Source organism: Janibacter sp. CX7 (assembly GCF_024362365.1).
Classification (GTDB): domain Bacteria; phylum Actinomycetota; class Actinomycetes; order Actinomycetales; family Dermatophilaceae; genus Janibacter.
On the sequence record NZ_CP101464.1, the window covers coordinates 848,393 to 871,221 of the forward strand.

Genomic DNA, 22,829 nt, shown 5'->3' on the forward strand with positions numbered 1-22,829 from the left:
GTCCAGACCCACCATGCAGACCACATATTCGGCCACCACAGCGGCCGGCAACGAGGAGAAGACAACATGACGGAGCTTTCGATCCGTCCGGAGGAGATCCGGGACGCCCTGGACGGCTACGTGCGGTCCTACAACCCGGGCGCGGCCTCCCGCGAAGAGGTCGGCCGCGTCACCGACACCGGTGACGGCATCGCCCACGTCGAGGGACTCCCTTCGGCCATGACCAACGAGCTGCTCGAGTTCGAGGACGGCACCCTCGGCCTCGCGCTCAACCTCGACGTCCACGAGATCGGTGTCGTCGTCCTCGGCGACTTCTCCAAGATCGAGGAGGGCCAGGCGGTCAAGCGCACCGGCGAGGTCCTCTCGGTGCCGGTCGGCGAGGGCTTCCTCGGCCGCGTCGTCAACCCGCTCGGCCAGCCGATCGACGGACTCGGCGACATCGAGTCCGAGGAGCGCCGCCAGCTCGAGCTGCAGGCTCCGAGCGTCGTCCAGCGCAAGTCGGTCCACGAGCCGCTGCAGACCGGTCTGAAGTCGGTCGACGCCATGACGCCGATCGGCCGTGGCCAGCGTCAGCTGATCATCGGTGACCGCCAGACCGGCAAGACCACGGTCGCGGTCGACACGATCATCAACCAGAAGCAGTTCTGGGAGACCGGCGACCCGCAGAAGCAGGTCCGCTGCATCTACGTCGCCATCGGCCAGAAGGGCTCCACGATCGCGTCCGTCAAGGGCACGCTCGAGGAGGCCGGCGCCATGGAGTACACGACGATCGTCGCGGCCCCCGCGTCCGACGCCGCCGGCTTCAAGTACCTCGCCCCCTTCACCGGCTCGGCCATCGGCCAGCACTGGATGTACCAGGGCAAGCACGTCCTCATCGTCTTCGACGACCTGAGCAAGCAGGCCGAGGCCTACCGCTCGATGTCGCTGCTGCTCCGCCGCCCGCCGGGCCGCGAGGCCTACCCGGGTGACGTCTTCTACCTGCACTCGCGTCTGCTGGAGCGCTGCGCCAAGCTCTCCGACGACATGGGCGCCGGCTCGATGACCGGTCTGCCGATCATCGAGACGAAGGCGGGCGACGTCTCGGCGTACATCCCGACCAACGTCATCTCGATCACCGACGGCCAGATCTACCTGCAGGCCGACCTCTTCAACTCCGACGTCCGCCCCGCCATCGACGTGGGTGTCTCGGTCTCGCGTGTCGGCTCGGCCGCGCAGACCAAGGCGATGAAGTCGGTCTCCGGTCGCCTCAAGCTCGACCTGGCCCAGTACCGCGCGCTCGAGGCCTTCGCGATGTTCGCGTCCGACCTCGACCCGGCCTCGAAGCAGCAGCTGGCCCGCGGCGCCCGCCTCGTCGAGCTGCTCAAGCAGAAGCAGGCCGACCCCTACCCGGTGCCGGAGCAGGCCGTGGCGATCTGGGCCGGTACCACCGGTGAGCTCGACTCGATCGCGGTCGAGGACATCCGTCGCTTCGAGTCGGAGTTCCTCGCCCACCTGCGTCGCAACAAGAACGACCTCATGGAGGGCATCCAGGAGACGGGCAAGCTCGAGGACTCGACGATCTCCGCCCTCGAGGCCGAGATCGCCAGCTTCCGCGACACCTTCGCCCCCTCCAACGTCGAGGACGTCCCGGTGGGCTCTGCCGAGGAGTCGGGCGAGGACGCCCAGGACTCCGAGCAGGTCCAGATCGTCAAGCAGAAGCGCTGACCCACCACCGGTCGGGCGTCGCCAGCGGCGCCCGACCGGGGGAGCAGCACCCCCGACCGGCCCACCCCGGGTGAGCCGACCACAGACCATCAGAGAGGCGGAAGCACATGGGAGCGCAGATCCGGGAGTACCGGCAGCGCATCCGGGCCGTCAGTTCGACCAAGAAGATCACGCGCGCCATGGAGCTCATGGCGGCCTCGCGTGTCGTCAAGGCCCAGCAGGCGGTGCGTGAGTCCACGCCCTATGCCCGCGCGCTGACCCGCGCGGCCTCGGCCGTGGCCACCCACTCGGACGAGGACCACCCGCTGACGACCGAGCCGGAGACGGTGCGCCGCGCCGCGGTCCTCGTCGTCGCGGCCGACCGCGGTCTCGCGGGCGGCTACAACGCCAACGTCCTCAAGGAGGGCGAGCGGGTCTCTGCCGCTCTGCGTGACCAGGGCAAGGAGGTCCAGACGTACCTCGTGGGTCGTCGCGCGGTCTCCTACTACTCCTTCCGCAAGAGGGAGTTCGTCGCCGAGTGGACCGGCTCGTCCGAGAAGCCGACCTTCGAGAACGCCCGCGAGATCGGCGAGCGCCTCGTGGCGGACTTCATCAAGGACTACGAGGACGGTGGCGTCGAAGAGGTCCACGTCGTCTACACCCGCTTCGTCTCCATGGTCACCCAGGAGGCCGAGGTCATCCGGCTGCTCCCGCTCGAGGTCGTCGAGGGCGTCGAGGAGCCGAGCGAGGACGAGGTGCACCCGCTCTACGAGTTCGAGCCGAGCGGCGAGGAGCTGCTCGACACGCTGCTCCCGCGCTACGTCAACGCGCGCATCTTCAACTGCCTCCTCATGGCGGCGGCCTCCGAGCTCGCGGCCCGTCAGCGCGCCATGAAGTCGGCGACCGACAACGCCGAGGAGCTCATCAAGAAGTACACCCGACTGGCCAACCAGGCCCGTCAGGCCGAGATCACCCAGGAGATCTCCGAGATCGTCGGCGGGGCCGGGGCCCTGGCCGAGTCCAAGTGAGAAGGTAGAGAGAACCCATGACTGCCACCGTCACCGAAGAGAACACCACCCAGGCGGGTGGGGTCGGGCGCATCTCCCGCGTCACCGGCCCGGTCGTCGACGTCGAGTTCAGCGCCGACACCATGCCCGACCAGTACAACCTGCTCACCACCGAGGTCACGATCGGGGACACCACCCGCACGCTGAACCTCGAGGTCGCCCAGCACATCGGCGACAACATGGTGCGAGCCATCTCCCTGCAGCCCACCGACGGTCTCGTCCGCGGCGCCCAGGTCCAGGACACCGGCGGCCCGATCAGCGTCCCCGTCGGCGACGTCACCCTCGGCAAGGTCTTCAACACGACCGGCGCCTGCCTCAACCTCGAGGAGGGCGAGACCCTCGAGGTCAACGAGCGCTGGGGCATCCACCGCTCCGCCCCGGCCTTCGACCAGCTCGAGTCGAAGACGCAGATGTTCGAGACCGGCATCAAGGTCATCGACCTGCTCACCCCCTACGTCCAGGGTGGCAAGATCGGCCTCTTCGGTGGTGCCGGTGTCGGCAAGACCGTCCTCATCCAGGAGATGATCGCCCGTGTCGCGCGCGACCATGGTGGTGTCTCCGTCTTCGCCGGTGTCGGTGAGCGCACCCGTGAGGGCAACGACCTCATGGTCGAGATGGAGGAGGCCGGCGTCCTCGGTCAGACCGCCCTGGTCTTCGGCCAGATGGACGAGCCGCCGGGCACGCGTCTGCGCGTCGCCCTGTCCGCGCTGACGATGGCGGAGTACTTCCGCGACGTGCAGAAGCAGGACGTCCTGCTCTTCATCGACAACATCTTCCGCTTCACGCAGGCCGGCTCCGAGGTCTCCACGCTGCTGGGTCGCATGCCCTCCGCCGTGGGCTACCAGCCGACCCTCGCCGACGAGATGGGTGTCCTCCAGGAGCGCATCACCTCGACGCGTGGTCACTCGATCACCTCGATGCAGGCGATCTACGTGCCGGCCGACGACTACACCGACCCGGCCCCGGCGACGACCTTCGCCCACCTCGACGCGACGACCGAGCTCAACCGTGAGATCGCGTCCATGGGTATCTACCCGGCTGTGGACCCGCTCACCTCGACGAGCCGCATCCTCGACCGTCGGTACATCGCGGAGGACCACTACAACACCGCGGTGCGCGTCAAGCAGATCCTCCAGAAGAACAAGGAGCTGCAGGACATCATCGCGATCCTCGGTATCGACGAGCTGTCCGAGGAGGACAAGATCCTCGTCAACCGTGCCCGTCGCATCCAGCGCTTCCTGTCGCAGAACACCTACGTCGCCAAGCAGTTCACCGGCATCGAGGGTTCGACGGTCCCGCTGACCGACACGATCGAGGCCTTCACCAAGATTGCCGACGGCGAGTACGACCACGTCGCCGAGCAGGCCTTCTTCATGTGCGGTGGCCTCGACGACGTCGAGCGCCAGTGGGCGGACATCCAGAAGAGCCTCTGACCCGACCCCGCGTCACCGTGACGGCCGCTCCCTTCGCTCGAAGGGGGCGGCCGTCGCCGTCCCCGGACCCGTTGGGGCGAAGGGGGCCGCGGCACCTACACTGGCGGCCATGACGACTCCCGGTGAGCACCCCGACCAGCAGCCCGGTCCGCCCCCTCCGCCCGGCGCGCAGAGCGCCCCGCAGGGGCAGGGCGGTCAGCCCACGGCCGGCGGCTACCAGCAGCACGGTGCCTACCAGCAGCAGGGTGGGTACCAGCAGGCGCCCGGCTACCAGCAGGCGCCCCAGCTGACCGGCGGCGAGCGCTACCACCTCAACGTCATGGGCCAGGAGTACGGCCCCTACGGACTGACCGAGCTCGCCGGCATGGCGACCGGCGGCCAGCTCAAGGGCGACACCCCGGTGCGGGCGGAGGGGCAGCAGAACTGGTTCCCCGCGTCGCAGGTGCCCGGGCTCTTCTCCAGCCGCGAGTGGATGACGACCCTGCTGCTGTCGATCTTCGTCGGCAGCCTCGGCGTCGACCGCTTCTACCTCGGCCAGACCGGCCTCGGCGTCCTCAAGCTGCTCACCTGCGGTGGCGCGGGCATCTGGCAGATCATCGACATCATCTTCGTGGTCACCCGCAAGATGGTCGACGTCGACGGGCGGCCGCTGCGGTGACCCAGCAGGTCCACGGCCGGGTCCACCTGGCGCGAGGCGTCAGCATCGCGGAGCGATGGGTCGTGCCCGTCGTCGCCGCGATCAGCCTCGTCGGGTTGGTCATCGCCCGGCTGTGGCCCGTCCCCTCCGTCGACGGCGGGACACCGACCTGCCTCATGCGCACCCTCACCGGGCTGCCCTGCCCCGGGTGCGGCATGACCCGCTCGTGGGTGCACCTGGCGCACGGCGACGTCGCGACCGCCTTCGAGTACAACCTCTTCGGCCCGGTCGCCATGGCCGCGGCCGCCGGCATCGTCGTGTGGACCGTCTACGCCCTCGTGCGGCGGGTACCGACGCACTCGTTGCTCGACAAGGTCAACCCCCGCATCCTGCTCGGCCTGACGGTGCTGTGGCTGGCCTACTCAGCCGTGCGGATCATCAGCCTCTCGCTGGGGCAGGACTACTTCGCGCTCGTCGTCGCCTGAGGCGCGCGCAGACCCCCTCCGGGTGCGGGATACGATGGACTCCCGCACCACCCCGAGACGAAGGACCCCGCAGTGAGCTCCCTCAACGTCGAACTCGTCGCCGCCGACCGCAAGGTCTGGTCCGGCGAGGCCAGCATGGTCCGTGCCCGCAGCACCGAGGGCGAGATCGGCATCCTGCCCGGCCACACCCCCCTGCTCGGCGTCCTCGTCGAGGGCGACGTCGTCATCCAGACCGAGGGTGGGGAGCAGACCGCCACGATCGATGGCGGCTTCCTCTCCGTCGACAGCGACACCGTGACCATCGTCGCCGAGACCGTCCAGACCCCGGCCAAGGCCTGACACAGGTCCCATGTCCACCCTGCAGGCGGTCGAGCTCGTCCTGCTGGCAGGGTGCGTGGTCATCGCGCTCTGGCTCGTCGTCCTCTGGCTGCGACGCCGGTCGCTGGCCGCCCACGGACCCGTCAGCCCTTGCGCCGTCAAGCTGCCCGAGTCGCCCCGCTGGCGACTCGGGCTGCTGCGTCTCGGCTCCGAGCAGCTCGACTGGTTCAGCGTCGGGGGAGTGACGACCCACCCGACGATGTCCTGGCACCGCGCGGGCCTCGAGATCTCCACGCCGACGTCCGGTGAGACGATCTCGATCCCCGGGCTCGACGCGGCCGTGGCCATCACGCTGACCACCCACGGCAGCGAGGTCGCCCGCCTGGCCCTGGAGCCGAAGATCTACCCGGCCGTGCGGTCGTGGCTGGAGTCGGCGCCCCCCGGCCACAACGTCAACGTGACCTGAGCCCCCTTCGCATCTGCTTAAGGTCGTGCGCCCTTGGTGGGGCGCTCCTCGCGGCCGCCGCCGGGCTGCCACAGCACGTCGCCGCCGATCGGCAGGTTGGCCACGCGGGCGAGGATGAAGAGCAGGTCCGACAGCCGGTTGAGATAGGTCGTCGTCAGCGGGTTGACCCCGCCCACGCCGCGCTCGTCGGCGGTCTCCGTGCCGTAGTCCTCGCGCGCCGCCCACGCGGAGCGCTCCGCGCGGCGCACGACCGTCGTCGCGTGGTGCAGGTGGGCGGAGCCCGGGGTGCCGCCGGGGAGGATGAAGGAGCGCAGCTTCTCCACCTGCGTCAGGTAGTGGTCGCAGTCCGCCTCGAGCTCGTCGACCCACTCCTGCTTGACGCGCAGCGGCGGGTACTCCGGGTCGCTCTGCAGTGGCGTCGACAGGTCGGCCCCGAGGTCGAAGAGGTCGTTCTGCACCCGGGTGAGCGTCGTGACGACCTCCTCCGAAAGCTCGCCCGTCGCGATGGCGACGCCGATGACGGCATTGGCCTCGTTGGCGTCGGCGTAGGCCTGCAGGCGGGAGTCGGTCTTGCTCGTGCGGCTGAAGTCGCCGAGCGCGGTCGTCCCCTCGTCGCCGGTGCGGGTGTAGATCCGGGTGAGGTTGACCATGCCGCCATCGTGGCAGACCCCGCCGCCTGACCGCCCGGCGGTGCGGTCCTGACTCGCTGCAGGAGATGACGTGATCGCATCGTGACGGCTGGGTGCAACCGGATCGGTGTCTCGCACGTCACACTGGATGACAACGGTTCGGCAGGGGAAAGCAGGTAACCGTCATGAGCGCAATGACCGCGCTGAGCCCAGTGGGCGGCACCGGGACCACTCGCGTGCGGGTGCACGTGCCCTTCGACATCCGGCACAGCGCCGACCTGCGGCAGGGCTTCGTCGCCGCCCTGCACGAAGGGGGCGACCTCCTCCTCGTCGACCTCACCGAGTCCACGGTCGTCGACAAGGTCGGCTTCGCGACCCTCGTGGGGGCGCACGCCCGGGCCGCGCGCGCCGGCCGTCGTCTGCGCTACGTCGGCGCCGACGAGCGCACCACCCGTCTGCTGCGCCGCGCCGGCCTCGCCCGGCTGCTCCACGGCACCCCGGAGCCCGCCGTCGCCGTGCGGCGCCGCCGCGCCGCCGTCTGACCGCGCCCGCTCCTGCCTAGACTCGCGCGGGTGATCGACGTCGACCCGCCCGCGGAGAGTGCCCGAGCCCGGATGCCCTGGGACGGCCGCAGGGACCCCGCCGTCGACCTCGTGCGGGGCATCGCCGTCGTCTGCATGGTCATCGCCCACGTGCGGGTGTGGTCCCCCTTCGACTCCGGTCCTGCCCGGCTCGTCCTGCTGCTCGTCAACAACGTCGCCTCGCCGCTCTTCGCCCTCGTCATGGGCATCTCGGCCGGCATCGTCCTCACCCGCCGCGAGCGGAGGGTGAGCGGTCCCGTCTTCGTCGCGCGCGATGTCGTGCGGGGTCTGCTGCTCGTGCTCGTCGGCCTGGCCCTGCAGTCGCTCGGCACCTTCGTCGCGATCGTGCTGATGTCCCTCGGGCTGACCCTGGCCGTCGCCGCCCCGCTCGCCCTGCTGCCCCTGCCTGCGGTCGCCGGCCTCGCCGCCGCGAGCTTCGCCGTCGGGCCCTGGGTCACCGCCGCCGCCCGCTCGGCCTTCAACCCTGCTCGGGTGCACTCGCCAGCACTGCTCGACCAGGTGCTCCAGTGGGTCGTCCTGTCGACCCACTACCGCGTGGTGAGCCTGCTGCCCTTCGTGCTGCTCGGGGTGGTGCTCGCCCGCCTGCGGCTGACACCGAGGGTCGCCGGCGCGACCCTCGGGCTCGGGCTGGTCGCCGGCCTCGGCGTCGTGGCACTGCGGCTGGCCGGTCACGGGCTCGGTGTCAGCGAGGTGCGCTCCGGTGACCTGCCGGACGCCCTGCTCGACCTCGCCCTCGCGGCGACGGCGTGCGGCGCCGTCGTCCTGCTCGCCCGCTGGACGCCGGCGCGCCCCCTCGTCGCGGCGTCGGCCCCGGTGCGCGCGACCGGGGCGCTCGCCCTCACCGCCTACGTGCTGCACGTGTGCCTCATCGCCGTCGCGATGCGCGCGGTCCCGTGGCCGACCGCCCAGGCGTGGTGGGCCCCGCTGGGCGGCGGGATCCTCCTGGTCACCCTCGTCGTCTGCCACCTGTGGTGGGCGCGACTGGGCAAGGGGCCGGTCGAGTGGGTCGTCGCCGCGGTGACCGACCGCATCGGGTGAGGCGGGCTCCCTTCGTCGTGGGGAGGCGGCCACATGCGCCGGGTGTGGCGTCATTCACCGCGGACAGGCCTACGCGGCGGCGGGCGCCGCGGGTACGTTGCCACCATGGCCGACAGCACCGATGCCCCCACCCCTGCAGCCGAGGCAGTGCGTCCCGAGCGTGACCGTCCGTGGGTGATGCGGACCTACGCGGGGCACTCGAGCGCTGCGGCGTCCAACGAGCTCTACCGCCGCAACCTCGCGAAGGGCCAGACCGGTCTTTCCGTGGCCTTCGACCTGCCGACCCAGACCGGCTACGACCCCGACCACGTGCTCAGCCGCGGTGAGGTCGGCAAGGTGGGCGTGCCGATCAGCCACATCGGTGACATGCGCCGGCTCTTCGACCAGATCCCGCTCGGCGAGATGAACACGTCGATGACGATCAACGCCGTCGCGATGTACCTCCTCGCCCTCTACCAGGTCGCCGCCGAGGAGCAGGCCGAGGCCGCAGGGGAGGACCCCGCCGAGGTGCGCGCCCGCCTCGCCGGCACGACGCAGAACGACATCATCAAGGAGTACCTGAGCCGCGGGACCTACGTCTTCCCGCCCGGGCCCTCGATGCGGCTGATCACCGACATGGTCACCTACACCGTCGGCGAGATCCCCAAGTGGAACCCCACCAACATCTGCAGCTACCACCTGCAGGAGGCCGGCGCGACGCCGGTGCAGGAGATCGCCTACTCGATGTCGACGGCCATCGCCGTCCTCGACGCCGTGCGTGACTCCGGCCGCGTGGCCGAGGAGGACTTCGGCAAGGTCGTCGCCCGCATCTCCTTCTTCGTCAACGCCGGCGTGCGCTTCGTCGAGGAGATGTGCAAGATGCGCGCCTTCGTCGAGCTGTGGGACGAGATCACCCGCGAGCGCTACGGCGTGACCGACGCCAAGCAGCGCCGCTTCCGCTACGGCGTCCAGGTCAACAGCCTCGGCCTCACCGAGGCCCAGCCGGAGAACAACGTCCAGCGCATCGTCCTCGAGATGCTCGCCGTCACGCTGAGCAAGGACGCGCGCGCCCGCGCCGTCCAGCTGCCCGCGTGGAACGAGGCGCTCGGCCTGCCCCGCCCGTGGGACCAGCAGTGGGCGCTGCGCCTGCAGCAGGTCCTCGCCTTCGAGTCCGACCTGCTCGAGTACGACGACCTCTTCACCGGCTCGCCGGTCGTGGAGCGCAAGGTCGCCGAGCTCGTCGAGGGCGCCAAGGCCGAGATCGAGCGCATCCAGGAGATGGGCGGCGCCGTGCCCGCCGTCGAGTCGGGCTACATGAAGTCCGCCCTCGTCGCGAGCCACGCGCTGCGCCGCCAGCGGATCGAGGCCGGCGAGGACATCGTCGTCGGGGTCAACAAGTTCGAGACCACCGAGCCCAACCCGCTGACCGCCGACCTCGACACCGCGATCCAGACGGTCGACGCCGACGTCGAGGCCAAGGCCATCGAGGCCGTGCGGGCCTGGCGCACCGAGCGGGACGCCGACCCGGAGCAGGCCGAGGCCGCCCGCAGCGCGCTCGCCACCCTGCAGGAGACGGCGAAGACCGACGACAACCTCATGGAGGCCTCCCTGGCCTGCGCCCGCGCCGGTGTCACCGTCGGCGAGTGGGCCCAGGCGCTGCGCGAGGTCTTCGGCGAGTTCCGCGCCCCGACGGGCGTCTCGGGCTCGGTCGGCGTCGCCGACGGCGGCTCGTCCGACCTCGTCGAGGTCCGCGAGCGGGTCAAGGCGACGGGGGAGGAGCTGGGCGGCCAGCTGCGCGTCCTCGTCGGCAAGCCGGGTCTCGACGGCCACTCCAACGGCGCCGAGCAGATCGCCGTGCGGGCGCGTGACGCGGGCTTCGAGGTCGTCTACCAGGGCATCCGCCTCACGCCGGACCAGATCGTCTCCGCGGCCGTCGCCGAGGACGTCGACCTCGTCGGCGTCTCGATCCTCTCCGGCTCGCACATGGAGCTCGTCCCCGACGTGCTCGAGGGGCTCAAGGCCGAGGGCGCGGGTGACATCCCGGTCGTCGTCGGCGGCATCATCCCCGAGTCCGACGCGGCGAAGCTGCGCGAGCTCGGCGTGGCCGCCGTCTTCACGCCCAAGGACTTCGGGCTCAACGAGATCATGGGCTCCTTCGTCGACATCATCCGCGAGCGCCGCGGCCTCGCGGACCGGGAGACCGTCGACGCGTGAGCGCTGCCCGCGTCTCCTGGCTCCACGCGGTCGTCGCGATCCCGGTCGCGGCGGTCGTGTGGGTCGTCGTCTCCGGAGCGCTCGCCTATGTGCTCGGTGACATCGCCCTCGGTGGCCTCGTCGCCTGTGGCGTCGGCGCGGCCGTGGGTGCCGTGCTGCTGCTCGTGCCCCGGCCCGGAGCGCGCGGCGCCGGTCTCGGCTCCATCGTCACGATGCTGCCGTGCGCGATCGGTCTCGCCGTCAGCCTGATGTGAGCTGGCCGGTAACTGCGCAGAACCCTAGGGTCCTGCGGGGTTGGGGCCCGGTAACCCTGCACAACCCTAGGGTCCTGCAGTGTTGGGAGGGCTAGTGTCGGGGGATGGCCCTGCACTGCCCGGCGACACTGCTCGTGGCCCCTGCTCCGCGTGATGCGAAGGGGGCGGCCTCCCTCGTCGACGCCCTCACGGGCGACCGGGTGCTGGCCGTTGTGCGGGCCCCCGGCGTGGCGGTCGGGCAAGAGCTCGCGGAGCGGCTCGGGGCACCGCTGGAGGACGAGGTCGGCCTCGCCGCTGACGAGCCCGACCCGGCGACCCTCGACGCGATCGCGGACCTGCACCGTGGGGAGACGGTCCTCGTGCTCACGCCACCCGGGGAGGCGAGGGGCGCTCCCTTCGTCCGGCTGGAGCTGGACTGAGCCTCAGAAGAGGCGGTGCATGCTCGTGTCGATGCCCTTGAGCTCCTCGTAGTCGAGGGTGACGCAGCGGATGCCGCGGTCCTCCGCGAGCGTGCGCGCCTGCGGCTTGATGACCTGGGCGGCGAAGACGCCGGTGACCGGGCGCAGGGCGGGGTCCCGGTTCATCAGCTCGAGGTAGCGGGTCAGCTGCTCGACGCCGTCGATCTCGCCGCGACGCTTGATCTCGACGGCCACGGAGACGCCCTGCGCGTCTTTGGCGAGGATGTCGACCGGACCGATCGCGGTCATGTACTCCCGGCGCACGAGGGTGTAGCCCTCGCCGAGGGTCTCGATGTGCTCGGCGAGCAGCTTCTGCAGGTGGGCCTCGACACCGTCCTTGACGAGACCGGGGTCGACGCCCAGGTCGTGGGCGGAGTCGTGGTGGACCTCGTGGAGCTTCACCCGTAGGCGGTCCTCGGTCTTGGCGTGCTGGACCACCCACACGGACTCGACGCCCTCGGCGGCCTCGGCCTCGTCGGGGTCGACCTCGGCCATCGAGCAGGGCGGGGCCATCCAGTTGAGCGGCTTGTAGGAGCCGCCGTCGCTGTGGACGAGGACCGAGCCGTCGGCCTTGACCATGAGCAGACGGGTCGCCAGGGGCAGGTGGGCGTTGAGCCGCCCCTCGTAGTCGACGCTGCAGGTCGCAATCACCACTCGCACCCCGCAGACCCTACGCGCACAAAGAAATCGACGGCGACATCCCTGTGCGGACCATCACGCCACGAACCCCTACCGGGGGGTCATGGGGACTGCGATAGTGCTCGACATGTCAGACTCCCGCGCCCTTGCAGACGCCCTGGTCTTCCCGTACCTGAACCACGCCGCCTCGATGTTCGACGAGCAGTACGCCTCGCGTGAGGACATCGACAACGGCATGCGCTTCGGCTGCGGTCTGCCCAAGGGGCCGCTCACCGTCATCGACGAGCTCGGCCTCGAGACCGTGCGTGACGCGCTCGCCGCCCGCTTCGAGCAGACCGGCGACCCGCGCCACCAGCCCAACCCCGCCATCGAGCGACTCATCGCCGAGGGGCGCACCGGCAAGGCTGCCGGCAAGGGCTTCTACACCTACGAGAGTGACGAGGTCGTCGCCGACGAGCTCACCCCCTCCGGCACCGGTCAGGGCGCGGCCCGCCCGGTCAAGACCGTCGGCGTCGTCGGCTCCGGCACCATGGCCAGCGGCATCGTCGAGGTCTTCGCGGCCAACGGCTTCCCCGTGACCTACGTCGCCCGCACGCAGGACAAGGTCGACGCCGTCGCCGCCAAGATCGCGAAGAACCTCGCCCGCCAGGTCGACAAGGGCCGCCTCGAGCAGGGCGACGCCGACGCGATCCTCGGCCGCCTCACCGGTGCCACCGAGCGCGAGGCACTCGGTGACGTCGACATCGTCGTCGAGGCGATCGCTGAGGAGATCGGCATCAAGAACCAGCTCTTCGCCGACCTCGACCGCATCTGCAAGCCCGGCGCCGTCCTCGCGACGACGACCTCCTCGCTGAGCATCGCCGACCTCGCCGCGCAGACGAAGCGCCCGCAGGACGTCGTCGGCATGCACTTCTTCAACCCCGCGCCGGTGATGAAGCTCGTCGAGGTCATCAACCACCCGACGACCGGCCAGGACGTGCTCGACACCGTCCTCGACCTGTGCCGCAGCACCCGCAAGGTCGCCGTCAGCTGCGCCGACCGCTCCGGGTTCATCGTCAACGCGCTGCTCTTCCCCTATCTCAACGACGCCATCAAGGCGCACGAGGAGGGTGCCGAGCTCGACGCGATCGACGGCGCGATCACCGAGCACTACGGCTACCCGATGGGTCCCTTCGCCCTGCTCGACGTCGTCGGCAACGACGTCGCGCTCGCGATCGAGGAGGAGCTGCTCGCGGAGTTCGAGCACGCCTCGCTCACCCCGGCCCCGCTCCTGCGCGAGGTCGTCGCCGCCGGCAAGCTCGGCCGCAAGACCGGTGAGGGCTTCCGCACCTACTGAGCACCTGCGTCACAGCGCGTCGTCCTGCAGTTCGGCCGCACGAAGGGAGCCAACCCCCGGATCACCGGTGGTTGGCTCCCTTCGGTTTGGTGAACTGCAGGACGACGCGCCGCCATCGGTTTGGGAGACTGGAGCCATGCCCCGCAACAACCGTCGTCGACGCGACGAGCACCGACCGCTCGCGCTCGGTCGGGCGCCGCAGACGCGGGAGACGTGGATGGGGCGGGCCTGGATCGTGCGCCGGCTCACCGGGCAGACCTCGGAGCGCAGTTACACCTGCCCGGGGTGCACGCACGAGATCCGGCCCGGGACCCCGCACGTCGTCGTCTGGCCCGACGACGGGCTCGGGGGAGCGGACGACCGGCGGCACTGGCACTCGCGGTGCTGGCAGGCGCGGGACCAGGGGCGCTACGGGCGCTGACCCTTCGAGACGGCCGCGGGCGGCCTCTTCAGGGAGCGGGCACGAGACGGCCGCGGGGGGCCTCCGGATCCTGAGGAGCGAGTCCGCGAAGCGGGCGAGCATCTCGAAGGGCAGGGACCGAAAAGATGTTGGTGCACTACGTGCACGGTGCAACAATCACGGGGTGCTCCTACCCCTCGTGTGCCGCCATCTGAGCGGCACGGGCGGACGGGTGGTGCTGCTCCTCGTGCTGCAGCTGGCCGCCACGCTCGCCTCCCTCTACCTCCCCAGCCTCAACGGCGAGATCATCGACAACGGCGTGGCCACCGGCGACACGGGCTACATCGTCCGGCACGGTGGGCTCATGCTCGCGGTCTCCGTCGTGCAGATCGTCGCCACGATCGCCGCGACGTGGATCGGTGCCGGGCTGTCGGCGACGATGGCCGCGCGGCTGCGGGCGGCGGTCTTCTCCCGGGTCGGCAGCTTCAGCGCGCAGGAGGTCGCCCGCTTCGGCGCGCCCACGCTCATCTCGCGCACGACCAACGACGTCACGCAGGTGCAGACCGTCACCAACATGGCGCTGACGATGATGGTCACCGCGCCGATGATGATGATCGGCGGCGTGATCATGGCGCTGCGCGAGGACGTCGGCCTCAGCTGGCTCGTCGCCGTCGCGGTCCCCCTCCTCGCCGTGTGCGTCGGCCTCGTGATCCGGGCGATGATCCCCAACTTCCGCCGGATGCAGACGAGCGTCGACACGGTCAACCGGATCCTGCGCGAGCAGATCACCGGCGTGCGCGTGGTCCGTGCCTTCGTGCGCGAAGGGAGTGAACGCGAGCGCTTCGGGGTGGCGAATGCCGAGTACACGGCCTCGGCCGTCGCCGTCGGCCGGCTGATGTCGCTCGCCTTCCCGATCGTCATGGTGATCCTCAACCTCTCGACCGTCGCGGTCCTGTGGTTCGGCGCCCAGCGCATCGACAGCGGCCAGATGCAGATCGGTGCGCTCACGGCCTTCATGACCTATCTCATGCAGATCCTCATGTCGGTGATGATGGCGACCTTCATGTCGATGATGCTGCCGCGCGCGGCGGTCTCGGCCGGGCGCATCGACGAGGTGCTCTCGACCGAGTCGAGCGTCGTCCCGCCGATCGCCCCGCGGCCGATGCTCGAGGAGCGGCCAGCGGTCGTCCTCGAGGACGTCGAGTTCTCCTACCCGGGCGCCGACTCGCCGGTCCTGTGCGATGTCGACCTCCGGGCCGAGCCCGGTCGCACGACGGCGATCATCGGCTCGACGGGTGCCGGCAAGACGACCCTGCTCGACCTCGTGCCGCGGCTGCACGACGTCACGGGTGGGCGGGTGCTCGTCGGTGGCGTCGACGTCCGCGAGCTCGACCCGGCGCAGCTGTGGTCGAGCATCGCCGTCGTGCCGCAGAAGGCCTTCCTCTTCAGCGGCACCATCGCCTCCAACCTGCGCCAGGCCAAGCCCGACGCGAGCGACGACGAGCTGTGGGAGGCGCTGCGGGTCGCGCAGGCCGAGGACTTCGTCCGGGCCCTCGACCTCGGGCTCGAGGCCCCCGTCGCCCAAGGCGGGACCAACCTCTCCGGCGGGCAGCGCCAGCGCCTGTCGATCGCCCGCGCCATCGTGCGTCGACCGGCGATCTACCTCCTCGACGACTCCTTCTCCGCGCTCGACCTGACGACCGATGCCCGGCTGCGCGCCGCCCTTCGTCCCGTCGTCGCCGACAGCGTCGTCCTCGTCGTCGCCCAGCGGGTCTCCTCGATCATGGACGCCGACCACATCGTCGTCCTCGACGACGGCCGGGTCGTCGGCGACGGCACCCACGAGCAGCTGCTCGAGACCTGCCCGACCTATGTCGAGATCGTCGAGTCCCAGGCATCGCGGGAGGAGGCAGCATGAGCGAGGTACCCACCGCGGAGGAGAAGGCCGCACAGGCGCGACGGGGGCCGGGTGCAGCTGCGCGTCGCGGACCCATGCAGATGGGCACGCCGGGGGAGAAGTCGCAGGACTTCCTCCCTTCGGCCAAACGGCTGCTCGGTCGGCTGCGCCCGCAGCGCTCGCGGGTGCTCACGGCCATCGTCCTCACCGTCGTCTCCGTCGCGCTGAGCGCGGTCGGACCGCTCGTGCTCGCCCGGGCCACGGACCGGATCTTCGCCGGGTGGATCGGCTCCGAGCTGCCCGCCGGTGTCCCGCTCGACACGATCGTCGAGCAGCTGCGGGCGCAGGGGGAGGACCGGCAGGCCGACATGCTCGCGGCCATGCCGCACCTCGTGCCGGGGCAGGGGATGGACTTCGGGGCGATCGGCCGGATCCTGCTGCTCGCGCTCGGCCTCTACGTCGTCGCCGCGGTGCTGTCGTGGCTGCAGGGGCGGGTCATCGTCCACGCGGTCAACCAGGTCGTCTTCGACCTGCGGGCCGAGGTCGAGGCGAAGCTGCACCGGCTGCCGCTGCCGTACTTCGACAAGCAGCCGCGCGGCGAGGTGCTCAGCCGGGTGACCAACGACATCGACAACGTCGCGCAGTCGCTGCAGCAGACCCTCAGCCAGCTGCTGACGAGCCTCATCACCGTCGTCGCGATGGTCTCGATGATGGTGTGGATCTCGCCGCTGCTCTCGCTCATCGCGCTCGTGACGATCCCGATCTCGATCGTGCTCACCGGCGCGATCGGCAAGCGCAGCCAGCGGCACTTCATCCAGCAGTGGAAGTCCACCGGCGAGCTCAGCTCGGTCATCGAGGAGACCTACACGGGCCACTCGCTCGTCAAGGTCTACGGGCGGCAGGCGGAGGTCGACGCGGCCTTCGCCGAGCGCAACGAGCAGCTGCGGTCCGCGGGCTTCGGCGCGCAGTTCGTCAGCGGCATCATCATGCCGGCGATGATGTTCGTCGGGAACCTCAACTACGTCGTCATCGCCGTCATCGGTGGCCTGCGGGTCGCCTCCGGCACGATGACTCTCGGTGACGTGCAGGCCTTCATCCAGTACTCGCGGCAGTTCACCCAGCCCCTCACCCAGGTCGCGTCGATGGCCAACCTCATGCAGTCGGGGGTCGCCTCGGCCGAGCGGGTCTTCGAGGTGCTCGACGCGCAGGAGCAGCTCGAGGACCCGGCCGTGCCGGCGGCGCGCGGCGAGGGGCACGGGCGGGTGGCCTTCGAGGACGTCAGCTTCCGCTACGACCCCGCGAAGCCCCTCATCGAGGGGCTCGACCTCGTCGTCGAGCCGGGACAGACGGTCGCGATCGTCGGTCCGACCGGCGCCGGGAAGACGACGCTCGTCAACCTCATCATGCGCTTCTACGAGCTGGACTCCGGGCGGATCACCATCGACGGCGTCGACATCACGACGATGTCGCGGGCCGAGCTGCGCTCGCGCACCGGCATGGTCCTGCAGGACACCTGGCTCTTCAGCGGGACGATCGGCGACAACATCGCCTACGGGCGCCCGGGCGCGACGCGTGAGGAGGTCCGTGCGGCAGCGGAGGCGACCTACGTCGACCGCTTCGTCCACTCGCTGCCGGACGGCTACGACACCCACCTCGACGACGAGGGCGGCAACATCTCCGCCGGCGAGAAGCAGCTGGTGACCATCGCCCGCGCCTTCCTCGCCGACCCGAGCCTGCTCATCCTCGACGAGGCGACGAGCTCGGTCGACACCCGCACCGAGCGTCTCGTGCAGCAGGCGATGGCGGCGTTGCGGGGCGACCGGACGAGCTTCGTCATCGCGCACCGGCTCTCGACGATCCGCGACGCGGATCTCATCGTCGTCATGGAGGACGGGCACATCGCCGAGCAGGGCACGCACGAGAGCCTGCTCGCCGCCGACGGTGCCTATGCGCGCCTGTACCGCAGCCAGTTCGCCGCAGCCGTCACGGAGCTGGACACCTCGGTCAGCCTCGCCTGAGGAGCGCCGAGCAGCCCGAGGCAGGGGGCCGCTCCCGGCGTGGAGGGCCGGCGCGCTGCCGACGTCCGTCGTCGTCGTGTCGTCCCGTTGTCGTTGCTGCGCCGACCCTCCTCGCCGTCCGCCCCCTTCGCTCGACCACAGGCGCGCCTCACGGCATGACGAAGGGGGCCGCACCGGTGATCCGGTGCAGCCCCCTTCTGTGGTGCTGGTGCGGTCAGACCGCCTGGAAGCGGTTGATCTGCTTCTCGAACTTGGCGCGCTTCTCGGGGTCCGTGACGCCGAGGCCAGGCTCGGGGGAGAGGGCGAGGACGCCGACCTTGCCCTGGTGCTTGTTGTGGTGCACGTCGAGCGTCGCCTGACCGACCTCCTCGAGCTTGTAGGTCTTGCTCAGGGTCGGGTGGACGAGACCGCGGTTGATGAGCTCGTTGGCCTCCCACGACTCGCGGTAGTTCGCGAAGTGGCTGGAGATGATGCTCTTGAGGTTCATCCACAGGTAGCGGTTGTCGTACTCGTGCATGTAGCCAGAGGTCGAGGCGCAGGTGACGATCTTGCCGCCCTTGCGGGTGACGTAGACCGAGGCGCCGAAGGTCTCGCGGCCCGGGTGCTCGAAGACGACGTCGACGTCGTGGCCACCCGTGAGCTCACGGATCTTCTTGCCGAGGCGCTGCCACTCCTTGGGGTTCTGCTCGGTGTTGTCGTCGTTCCAGAACTTGTAGCCCTCGGCGTTGCGGTCGATGATCAGCTCCGCACCCATGTCGCGGCAGATCTGGGCCTTCTCGGGGGAGGAGACGACGCAGATCGGGGTCGCGCCGGCGGCCAGGGCCATCTGCGTGGCGTAGGAGCCGAGGCCACCCGAGGCGCCCCAGATGAGGACGCGGTCGCCGAGCTTGAGGGCGGCGCCGTTCTTGGAGATCAGCTGGCGGTAGGCGGTGGAGTTGACCAGACCGGGGGAGGCGGACTCCTCCCAGGTGAGGTGCTCCGGCTTGGGCATGAGCTGGTTGGCCTTGACGATGGCGAGCTCGGCGAGGCCGCCGAAGTTGGTCTCGAAGCCCCAGATGCGCTGCTGCGGGTCCATCATCGTGTCGTCGTGGCCGTCGGCGTCCTCGAGCTCGACGGACAGGCAGTGGGCGACGACCTCCTGGCCGGGCTTCCACTTCGAGACGTGGCCGCCGGTGCGCAGGACGACGCCGGAGAGGTCGGAGCCGACGATGTGGTACGGCAGGTCGTGACGCTTGGAGTACTTGTTGAGCCGGCCGTAGCGCTCGAGGAAGCCGAAGGTCGAGACCGGCTCGAAGATCGAGGTCCACACGGTGTTGAAGTTGATCGCGCTGGCCATGACGGCGACGAGCGCCTCGTCGGGGGCGAGCTCGGGGATCGGCACGTCGTCGATGTGCAGCGACTTGCGCGGGTCCTTGTCGCGGCTCTGCAGACCCTTGAACATCTCGACCTCGTCCTTGTGGACGGTCGTCGCGCGGTAGGTGTCCGGCAGGGGGAGGTTGGCGTAGGTCTCTTCGCTGCGGTCACCGGAGAGGATCGCGTCGCGGATCTGGTCGATTGCCATGAAGGGGGCTCCTCGGCCTCGTCGGGGTGTCTGGGTGATGCGTCTGCGTGCAACTTAGGTCGTCATGGCGCCGTGGGGGCGGCACTCATGACCCAGTTCACACATCGCTGTGGGACGGTGCGCACCGGGGTGCGGACCGCATCGGAGCCATCGTGTCCCGTCCGACGATCCGACGCAGGACCCCGGCTCGTGACCTCCCTCTCACACGACGAAGGGGGTGGCGCACCGATCGGTGCGCCACCCCCTTCGCGTGCTGCTGCGGAGTGTCAGTGACCGCCGTCGGCGGCCGGCTCGACGAGCTCGACGAGGATGCCGCGGGCGTCCTTGGGGTGGATGAAGTTGACGCGCGAGTTGCTCGTGCCGCGCTTCGGGGTGTCGTAGAGCAGGCGCAGGCCGCGCTCGCGGAGCGTCGCGCACACGGCGTCGATGTCCTCGACGCGGTAGGCGAGCTGCTGGATGCCCTGGCCGTTGCGGTCGAGGAACTTCGCGATCGTCGACTCGGGGGAGAGGGGCGCCAGGAGCTGGATGCACGAGCCGGAGTCGCCGACGCGCATCATCGCCTCGCGCACGCCCTGCTCCTCGTTGGTCTCCTCGTGGGCGAGCTCCATGCCGTAGGAGTCGCGGTAGAAGGCGATGGCCTCGTCGAGGTCGGGAACGGCCACACCGACGTGGTCGATGGCGGTGAAGAGATCAGTCATGTTCGCACTCTAGAGAGCCGAAGGGGGGCGCCGCGCCCCCCTTCGGCTGTGGTCTGTCCCACCCGCAGGTGGTGCGTGGTCGGGCCCCGACGCGGCCCGTCGTGCCGGCGCGTGTGTGGCGGGCCCCACCCGGGTGGGGCCTGCCCTCCCTTCGTCCTCGTCGCTAGGGTGAGCGCAAGCCGCGGCCCGGGACCGGTGCCCGTGGGACCACACATGTTGGAGGCTTTTACATGTCCGATCGTCCCGTGTCCGTCATCGTCGCCGGGGCCCGCACCCCGATGGGCCGCATGAGCGGCTCGCTCAAGGGCTTCTCCGGCTCCGACCTCGGCGGCTTCGCCATCAAGGGCGCGCTCGACAAGGCCGGCGTGAAGGGCGAGGACGTCGACTACGTGATCATGGGCCAGGTGCTCACCGCGGGCGAGGGCCAGATCCCCGCCCGTCAGGCGGCCATCAAGGGCGGCATCCCCAAGAACGTCCCGGCCCTGACCGTCAACAAGGTCTGCCTGTCCGGCATCGACGCCATCGCGCTCGCCGACCAGCTCATCCGCGCCGGCGAGTTCGACATCGTCGTCGCCGGTGGCCAGGAGTCGATGACCAACGCCCCGCACCTGCTGCCCAAGAGCCGCGACGGCATCAAGTACGGCGACGCCACGCTCAAGGACTCGATGGCCTACGACGGTCTCCACGACGTCATCACCAACCAGGCGATGGGCGCGCTCACCGAGGCCAAGAACGCCGAGAACTCGGACTTCACCCGCGAGGAGCAGGATGCCTTCGCCGCCGCGAGCCACCAGAAGGCCGCCAAGGCCTGGGCCGACGGCAAGTTCGCCGACGAGGTCGTCCCGGTCGAGATCCCGCAGCGCAAGGGCGACCCGGTCGTCTTCGCGACCGACGAGGGCGTGCGCGCCGACACGACCGCCGAGTCCCTCGGCAAGCTGCGTCCCGCCTTCGCCAAGGACGGCACCATCACCGCCGGCTCCGCCTCGCAGATCTCCGACGGTGCTGCCGCGGTCGTCGTCATGAGCAAGGCCAAGGCCGAGGAGCTGGGCCTGACCTGGCTCGCCGAGATCGGCGCCCACGGCGTCGTCGCCGGCCCCGACTCGACCCTGCAGGCCCAGCCGGCCAATGCCATCGAGGCCGCCGTGGCCAAGGAGGGCATCGCCGTCTCCGACCTCGACGTCGTCGAGATCAACGAGGCCTTCGCGGCCGTCGGCCTGGCCTCGGCCAAGCAGCTCGGCCTCGCGGACGAGCAGGTCAACCCCAACGGCGGCGCGATCGCCATGGGTCACCCGCTCGGCATGTCCGGCGCCCGCATCACCCTCGCGCTCGCCCACGAGCTCAAGCGCCGCGGTGGCGGCGTCGGTGCCGCTGCCCTGTGCGGTGGTGGCGGTCAGGGTGACGCGCTGATCATCCGCGTGCCGAGCGCCTGAGCTTGAGCCGCAGCGTCGACGTCCCCGTCCTGGTCGAGGAGGCCAGGACGGGGACGTCCCGTGCCATCGGGCGTCTGGTCTCGCTCGTCGACGACCAGCACCCGGACCTCCCCGAGGTCATGCGGCTGCTCGCGCCGCACACCGGCCGGGCGCACGTCGTGGGCATCACCGGGGCCCCCGGCGTCGGCAAGTCGACGACGACCAATGCCCTCGTGCGGGCCCTGCGCGAGCAGGGTCAGCGGGTCGCGGTGCTGGCCGTCGACCCGTCCTCACCCTTCAGCGGCGGTGCGCTGCTCGGCGACCGCATCCGGATGACCGACTCGGCGAGCGACCCGGGCGTGTGGATCCGCTCGCTCGCCAGCCGCGGGCACCTCGGCGGGCTGTCGGTCTCGACGCCGCAAGCCGTGCGGGTCCTCGACGCCGCGGGCTTCGACACCGTGCTCGTCGAGACGGTCGGCGTCGGCCAGTCGGAGGTCGAGATCGCCGGCGCCGCCGACACGACGCTCGTGCTCCTCGCGCCCGGCATGGGCGACGGGATCCAGGCGGCCAAGGCGGGGATCCTCGAGATCGGTGACGTGTTCGTCGTCAACAAGGCCGACCGTGAGGGTGCCGACGCGACCGTCCGCGACCTGCGGCACATGATCCAGCTGGGCGAGGGGACCGCCCCCGGCGGCTGGCGCCGCCGGGTCGTGCGCGCCTCCGCGATGAACGGCGACGGCGTCGACGACGTCGTCACGGCCGTCACCGACCACCTGCAGCACCTCGCCTCGAGCGGCACCCTGCGCCGGCGGCGCACCGCGCGCGCCCGCGACGAGATCACGGCCCTGGCCATCGCCCGGCTGCGCGCCCGGATGGGCGACCTCGGCTCGGGTGGGCTGTTGCAGTCGCTCGCCGAGCGCGTCGTCGACGGCAGCAGCGACCCCTATGCCGCCGTCGACGAGCTGCTCACGACCCTCGACATGTCCTGAGTCCGCATCTCCCCAGGGAGATGCGGACTCAGGACGGTGCGGGAGGGCTGGGTCAGAGGCCCTCGGAGACCCGGATCTCGTCGCGGTCGTCGACGTCGAAGACCGCGCCGATGCAGGTGACGTTGCTGTCCGTCTCGCCGGGCTCGAGGTAGGACGTGTTGCACGTGACGTCGTCGAGGACGTTGCCGTCCTCCATCAGGTAGAAGGTCAGGTAGAAGGAGTCGGCCGTGCCGCTCGTGTTGCTGACGCTCAGGTTCACCACGTCGCCGGTCGAGTCGATCGACCACCCGCTCTGGACGGCGGCGCCGTCGACGGTGATCGAGCCGCCCTCCGAGACGGTGCTCGCTCCGGCCGCGTCGGCATTCTTCGACGAGTTGGCCGACGAGCTGTAGCTCGAGACCTGGTCGCTGGCCTCGTTGGCCACGAAGAGGAAGAACCCGCCGACCGAGCAGCAGCACAGGATGACGACCGCGGCGATGATGCCGAGGACCCACCACAGGGTGTTGTCCTGCTTCTTCGGCGGGATGCCCTGGGGCGCGCTGCCGTACGGCGCCTGGTAGGGGTTGGGGCCACCGGCGCCACCGGGCGGAGGCGGGGCTGGGTAGGACATGCGTGGATC

The 22,829-nt window shown here is 70.4% G+C and carries 23 protein-coding genes; 18 read left to right on the forward strand and 5 right to left on the reverse strand.

What is annotated here, in order from left to right:
• Positions 1-66 precede the first annotated feature (66 nt).
• The 7 genes from atpA (at position 67) to NMQ01_RS04240 (ending at position 6,089) form a co-directional block, all read left to right on the forward strand.
• Positions 67-1,704, forward strand: coding sequence for a F0F1 ATP synthase subunit alpha (atpA, locus tag NMQ01_RS04210; protein ID WP_255185621.1), 1,638 nt, complete (start codon positions 67-69; stop codon positions 1,702-1,704).
• A 107-nt stretch (positions 1,705-1,811) separates the two neighbouring features.
• Complete coding sequence (locus tag NMQ01_RS04215) at positions 1,812-2,711, forward strand: F0F1 ATP synthase subunit gamma (protein ID WP_255185622.1); 900 nt, start codon at positions 1,812-1,814, stop codon at positions 2,709-2,711.
• Positions 2,712-2,728: 17 nt separating this feature from the next.
• Positions 2,729-4,183 (forward strand): F0F1 ATP synthase subunit beta, encoded by a 1,455-nt coding sequence (atpD, locus tag NMQ01_RS04220; protein WP_255185623.1) that lies wholly within the window; start codon positions 2,729-2,731, stop codon positions 4,181-4,183.
• A gap of 109 nt (positions 4,184-4,292) precedes the next feature.
• On the forward strand, positions 4,293-4,841 hold the full coding sequence (locus tag NMQ01_RS04225; RefSeq protein ID WP_255185624.1) for an NINE protein: 549 nt from the start codon (positions 4,293-4,295) through the stop codon (positions 4,839-4,841).
• Positions 4,838-5,305: a DUF2752 domain-containing protein gene (locus NMQ01_RS04230; RefSeq protein ID WP_255185625.1), complete on the forward strand. Its 468-nt coding sequence runs from the start codon at positions 4,838-4,840 to the stop codon at positions 5,303-5,305. The genes NMQ01_RS04225 and NMQ01_RS04230 overlap by 4 nt, the downstream gene beginning before the upstream one ends.
• 72 nt (positions 5,306-5,377) lie before the next feature.
• Positions 5,378-5,644 (forward strand): F0F1 ATP synthase subunit epsilon, encoded by a 267-nt coding sequence (locus NMQ01_RS04235; protein ID WP_255185626.1) that lies wholly within the window; start codon positions 5,378-5,380, stop codon positions 5,642-5,644.
• 10 nt (positions 5,645-5,654) lie between these two features.
• Positions 5,655-6,089 carry a DUF2550 family protein gene (locus NMQ01_RS04240; protein ID WP_255185627.1) on the forward strand — a complete coding sequence of 145 codons (435 nt, stop codon included), beginning with the start codon at positions 5,655-5,657 and terminating at the stop codon, positions 6,087-6,089.
• A 17-nt stretch (positions 6,090-6,106) separates the two neighbouring features.
• Here NMQ01_RS04240 and NMQ01_RS04245 read toward each other — a convergent pair whose 3' ends face one another.
• Complete coding sequence (locus NMQ01_RS04245) at positions 6,107-6,739, reverse strand: cob(I)yrinic acid a,c-diamide adenosyltransferase (protein ID WP_255185628.1); 633 nt, start codon at positions 6,737-6,739, stop codon at positions 6,107-6,109.
• Between the two features lie 164 nt (positions 6,740-6,903).
• Here NMQ01_RS04245 and NMQ01_RS04250 point away from each other — a divergent pair, with 164 nt between their 5' ends.
• From NMQ01_RS04250 to NMQ01_RS04270, 5 genes are all read left to right on the forward strand, one after another.
• Positions 6,904-7,260: an STAS domain-containing protein gene (locus NMQ01_RS04250; protein ID WP_255185629.1), complete on the forward strand. Its 357-nt coding sequence runs from the start codon at positions 6,904-6,906 to the stop codon at positions 7,258-7,260.
• Positions 7,261-7,290: 30 nt separating this feature from the next.
• Positions 7,291-8,358, forward strand: a complete 1,068-nt coding sequence (locus NMQ01_RS04255) for a DUF418 domain-containing protein (protein ID WP_255185630.1) — start codon at positions 7,291-7,293, stop codon at positions 8,356-8,358.
• A 177-nt stretch (positions 8,359-8,535) separates the two neighbouring features.
• The gene (locus tag NMQ01_RS04260) at positions 8,536-10,551 is read left to right on the forward strand and encodes a protein meaA (RefSeq protein WP_255186317.1); all 2,016 of its coding nucleotides are present in this window, start codon (positions 8,536-8,538) and stop codon (positions 10,549-10,551) included.
• The gene (locus NMQ01_RS04265; RefSeq protein ID WP_255185631.1) at positions 10,548-10,805 is read left to right on the forward strand and encodes a hypothetical protein; all 258 of its coding nucleotides are present in this window, start codon (positions 10,548-10,550) and stop codon (positions 10,803-10,805) included. Before NMQ01_RS04260 ends, NMQ01_RS04265 begins: the two co-directional genes overlap by 4 nt.
• A gap of 104 nt (positions 10,806-10,909) precedes the next feature.
• On the forward strand, positions 10,910-11,224 hold the full coding sequence (locus tag NMQ01_RS04270; protein ID WP_255185632.1) for a hypothetical protein: 315 nt from the start codon (positions 10,910-10,912) through the stop codon (positions 11,222-11,224).
• A 3-nt stretch (positions 11,225-11,227) separates the two neighbouring features.
• On the opposite strand, the gene nucS is transcribed toward NMQ01_RS04270, so the two are convergent.
• The gene (gene nucS, locus NMQ01_RS04275; RefSeq protein ID WP_255185633.1) at positions 11,228-11,923 is read right to left on the reverse strand and encodes an endonuclease NucS; all 696 of its coding nucleotides are present in this window, start codon (positions 11,921-11,923) and stop codon (positions 11,228-11,230) included.
• Positions 11,924-12,029: 106 nt separating this feature from the next.
• Here nucS and NMQ01_RS04280 point away from each other — a divergent pair, with 106 nt between their 5' ends.
• The 4 genes from NMQ01_RS04280 (at position 12,030) to NMQ01_RS04295 (ending at position 17,553) form a co-directional block, all read left to right on the forward strand.
• On the forward strand, positions 12,030-13,238 hold the full coding sequence (locus NMQ01_RS04280) for a 3-hydroxyacyl-CoA dehydrogenase NAD-binding domain-containing protein (RefSeq protein ID WP_255185634.1): 1,209 nt from the start codon (positions 12,030-12,032) through the stop codon (positions 13,236-13,238).
• A gap of 136 nt (positions 13,239-13,374) precedes the next feature.
• Positions 13,375-13,659, forward strand: a complete 285-nt coding sequence (locus NMQ01_RS04285) for a hypothetical protein (protein WP_255185635.1) — start codon at positions 13,375-13,377, stop codon at positions 13,657-13,659.
• 163 nt (positions 13,660-13,822) lie between these two features.
• Entirely contained in the window at positions 13,823-15,556 is a 1,734-nt protein-coding gene (locus NMQ01_RS04290; protein WP_255185636.1) for an ABC transporter ATP-binding protein, read from the forward strand.
• The gene (locus tag NMQ01_RS04295) at positions 15,553-17,553 is read left to right on the forward strand and encodes an ABC transporter ATP-binding protein (RefSeq protein WP_303708220.1); all 2,001 of its coding nucleotides are present in this window, start codon (positions 15,553-15,555) and stop codon (positions 17,551-17,553) included. Before NMQ01_RS04290 ends, NMQ01_RS04295 begins: the two co-directional genes overlap by 4 nt.
• A gap of 214 nt (positions 17,554-17,767) precedes the next feature.
• Here NMQ01_RS04295 and ccrA read toward each other — a convergent pair whose 3' ends face one another.
• Positions 17,768-19,108 (reverse strand): crotonyl-CoA carboxylase/reductase, encoded by a 1,341-nt coding sequence (ccrA, locus tag NMQ01_RS04300; RefSeq protein ID WP_255186319.1) that lies wholly within the window; start codon positions 19,106-19,108, stop codon positions 17,768-17,770.
• A gap of 272 nt (positions 19,109-19,380) precedes the next feature.
• Positions 19,381-19,812: a methylmalonyl-CoA epimerase gene (gene mce / locus NMQ01_RS04305; RefSeq protein WP_255185637.1), complete on the reverse strand. Its 432-nt coding sequence runs from the start codon at positions 19,810-19,812 to the stop codon at positions 19,381-19,383.
• A gap of 230 nt (positions 19,813-20,042) precedes the next feature.
• Between mce and NMQ01_RS04310 the strand changes: the two genes are divergently transcribed.
• Entirely contained in the window at positions 20,043-21,242 is a 1,200-nt protein-coding gene (locus NMQ01_RS04310) for an acetyl-CoA C-acetyltransferase (protein WP_255185638.1), read from the forward strand.
• A gap of 2 nt (positions 21,243-21,244) precedes the next feature.
• Positions 21,245-22,210, forward strand: a complete 966-nt coding sequence (gene meaB / locus NMQ01_RS04315; protein WP_255185639.1) for a methylmalonyl Co-A mutase-associated GTPase MeaB — start codon at positions 21,245-21,247, stop codon at positions 22,208-22,210.
• Between the two features lie 52 nt (positions 22,211-22,262).
• Here the strand turns inward: meaB and NMQ01_RS04320 are convergent, their stop codons facing one another.
• On the reverse strand, positions 22,263-22,820 hold the full coding sequence (locus NMQ01_RS04320) for a hypothetical protein (RefSeq protein WP_255185640.1): 558 nt from the start codon (positions 22,818-22,820) through the stop codon (positions 22,263-22,265).
• Positions 22,821-22,829: the final 9 nt, after the last annotated feature.

Coding starts and splice junctions, on each gene's coding strand:
- atpA (WP_255185621.1), top strand. CDS start 67: ATGACGGAGCTTTCGATCCGTCCGGAGGAGATCCGGGACGCCCTGGAC.
- NMQ01_RS04225 (WP_255185624.1), top strand. CDS start 4,293: ATGACGACTCCCGGTGAGCACCCCGACCAGCAGCCCGGTCCGCCCCCT.
- NMQ01_RS04250 (WP_255185629.1), top strand. CDS start 6,904: ATGAGCGCAATGACCGCGCTGAGCCCAGTGGGCGGCACCGGGACCACT.
- NMQ01_RS04270 (WP_255185632.1), top strand. CDS start 10,910: ATGGCCCTGCACTGCCCGGCGACACTGCTCGTGGCCCCTGCTCCGCGT.
- NMQ01_RS04280 (WP_255185634.1), top strand. CDS start 12,030: ATGTCAGACTCCCGCGCCCTTGCAGACGCCCTGGTCTTCCCGTACCTG.
- NMQ01_RS04260 (WP_255186317.1), top strand. CDS start 8,536: ATGCGGACCTACGCGGGGCACTCGAGCGCTGCGGCGTCCAACGAGCTC.
- NMQ01_RS04285 (WP_255185635.1), top strand. CDS start 13,375: ATGCCCCGCAACAACCGTCGTCGACGCGACGAGCACCGACCGCTCGCG.
- NMQ01_RS04320 (WP_255185640.1), bottom strand. CDS start 22,820: ATGTCCTACCCAGCCCCGCCTCCGCCCGGTGGCGCCGGTGGCCCCAAC.
- NMQ01_RS04245 (WP_255185628.1), bottom strand. CDS start 6,739: ATGGTCAACCTCACCCGGATCTACACCCGCACCGGCGACGAGGGGACG.
- NMQ01_RS04240 (WP_255185627.1), top strand. CDS start 5,655: ATGTCCACCCTGCAGGCGGTCGAGCTCGTCCTGCTGGCAGGGTGCGTG.
- NMQ01_RS04215 (WP_255185622.1), top strand. CDS start 1,812: ATGGGAGCGCAGATCCGGGAGTACCGGCAGCGCATCCGGGCCGTCAGT.
- NMQ01_RS04295 (WP_303708220.1), top strand. CDS start 15,553: ATGAGCGAGGTACCCACCGCGGAGGAGAAGGCCGCACAGGCGCGACGG.
- mce (WP_255185637.1), bottom strand. CDS start 19,812: ATGACTGATCTCTTCACCGCCATCGACCACGTCGGTGTGGCCGTTCCC.
- atpD (WP_255185623.1), top strand. CDS start 2,729: ATGACTGCCACCGTCACCGAAGAGAACACCACCCAGGCGGGTGGGGTC.
- NMQ01_RS04310 (WP_255185638.1), top strand. CDS start 20,043: ATGTCCGATCGTCCCGTGTCCGTCATCGTCGCCGGGGCCCGCACCCCG.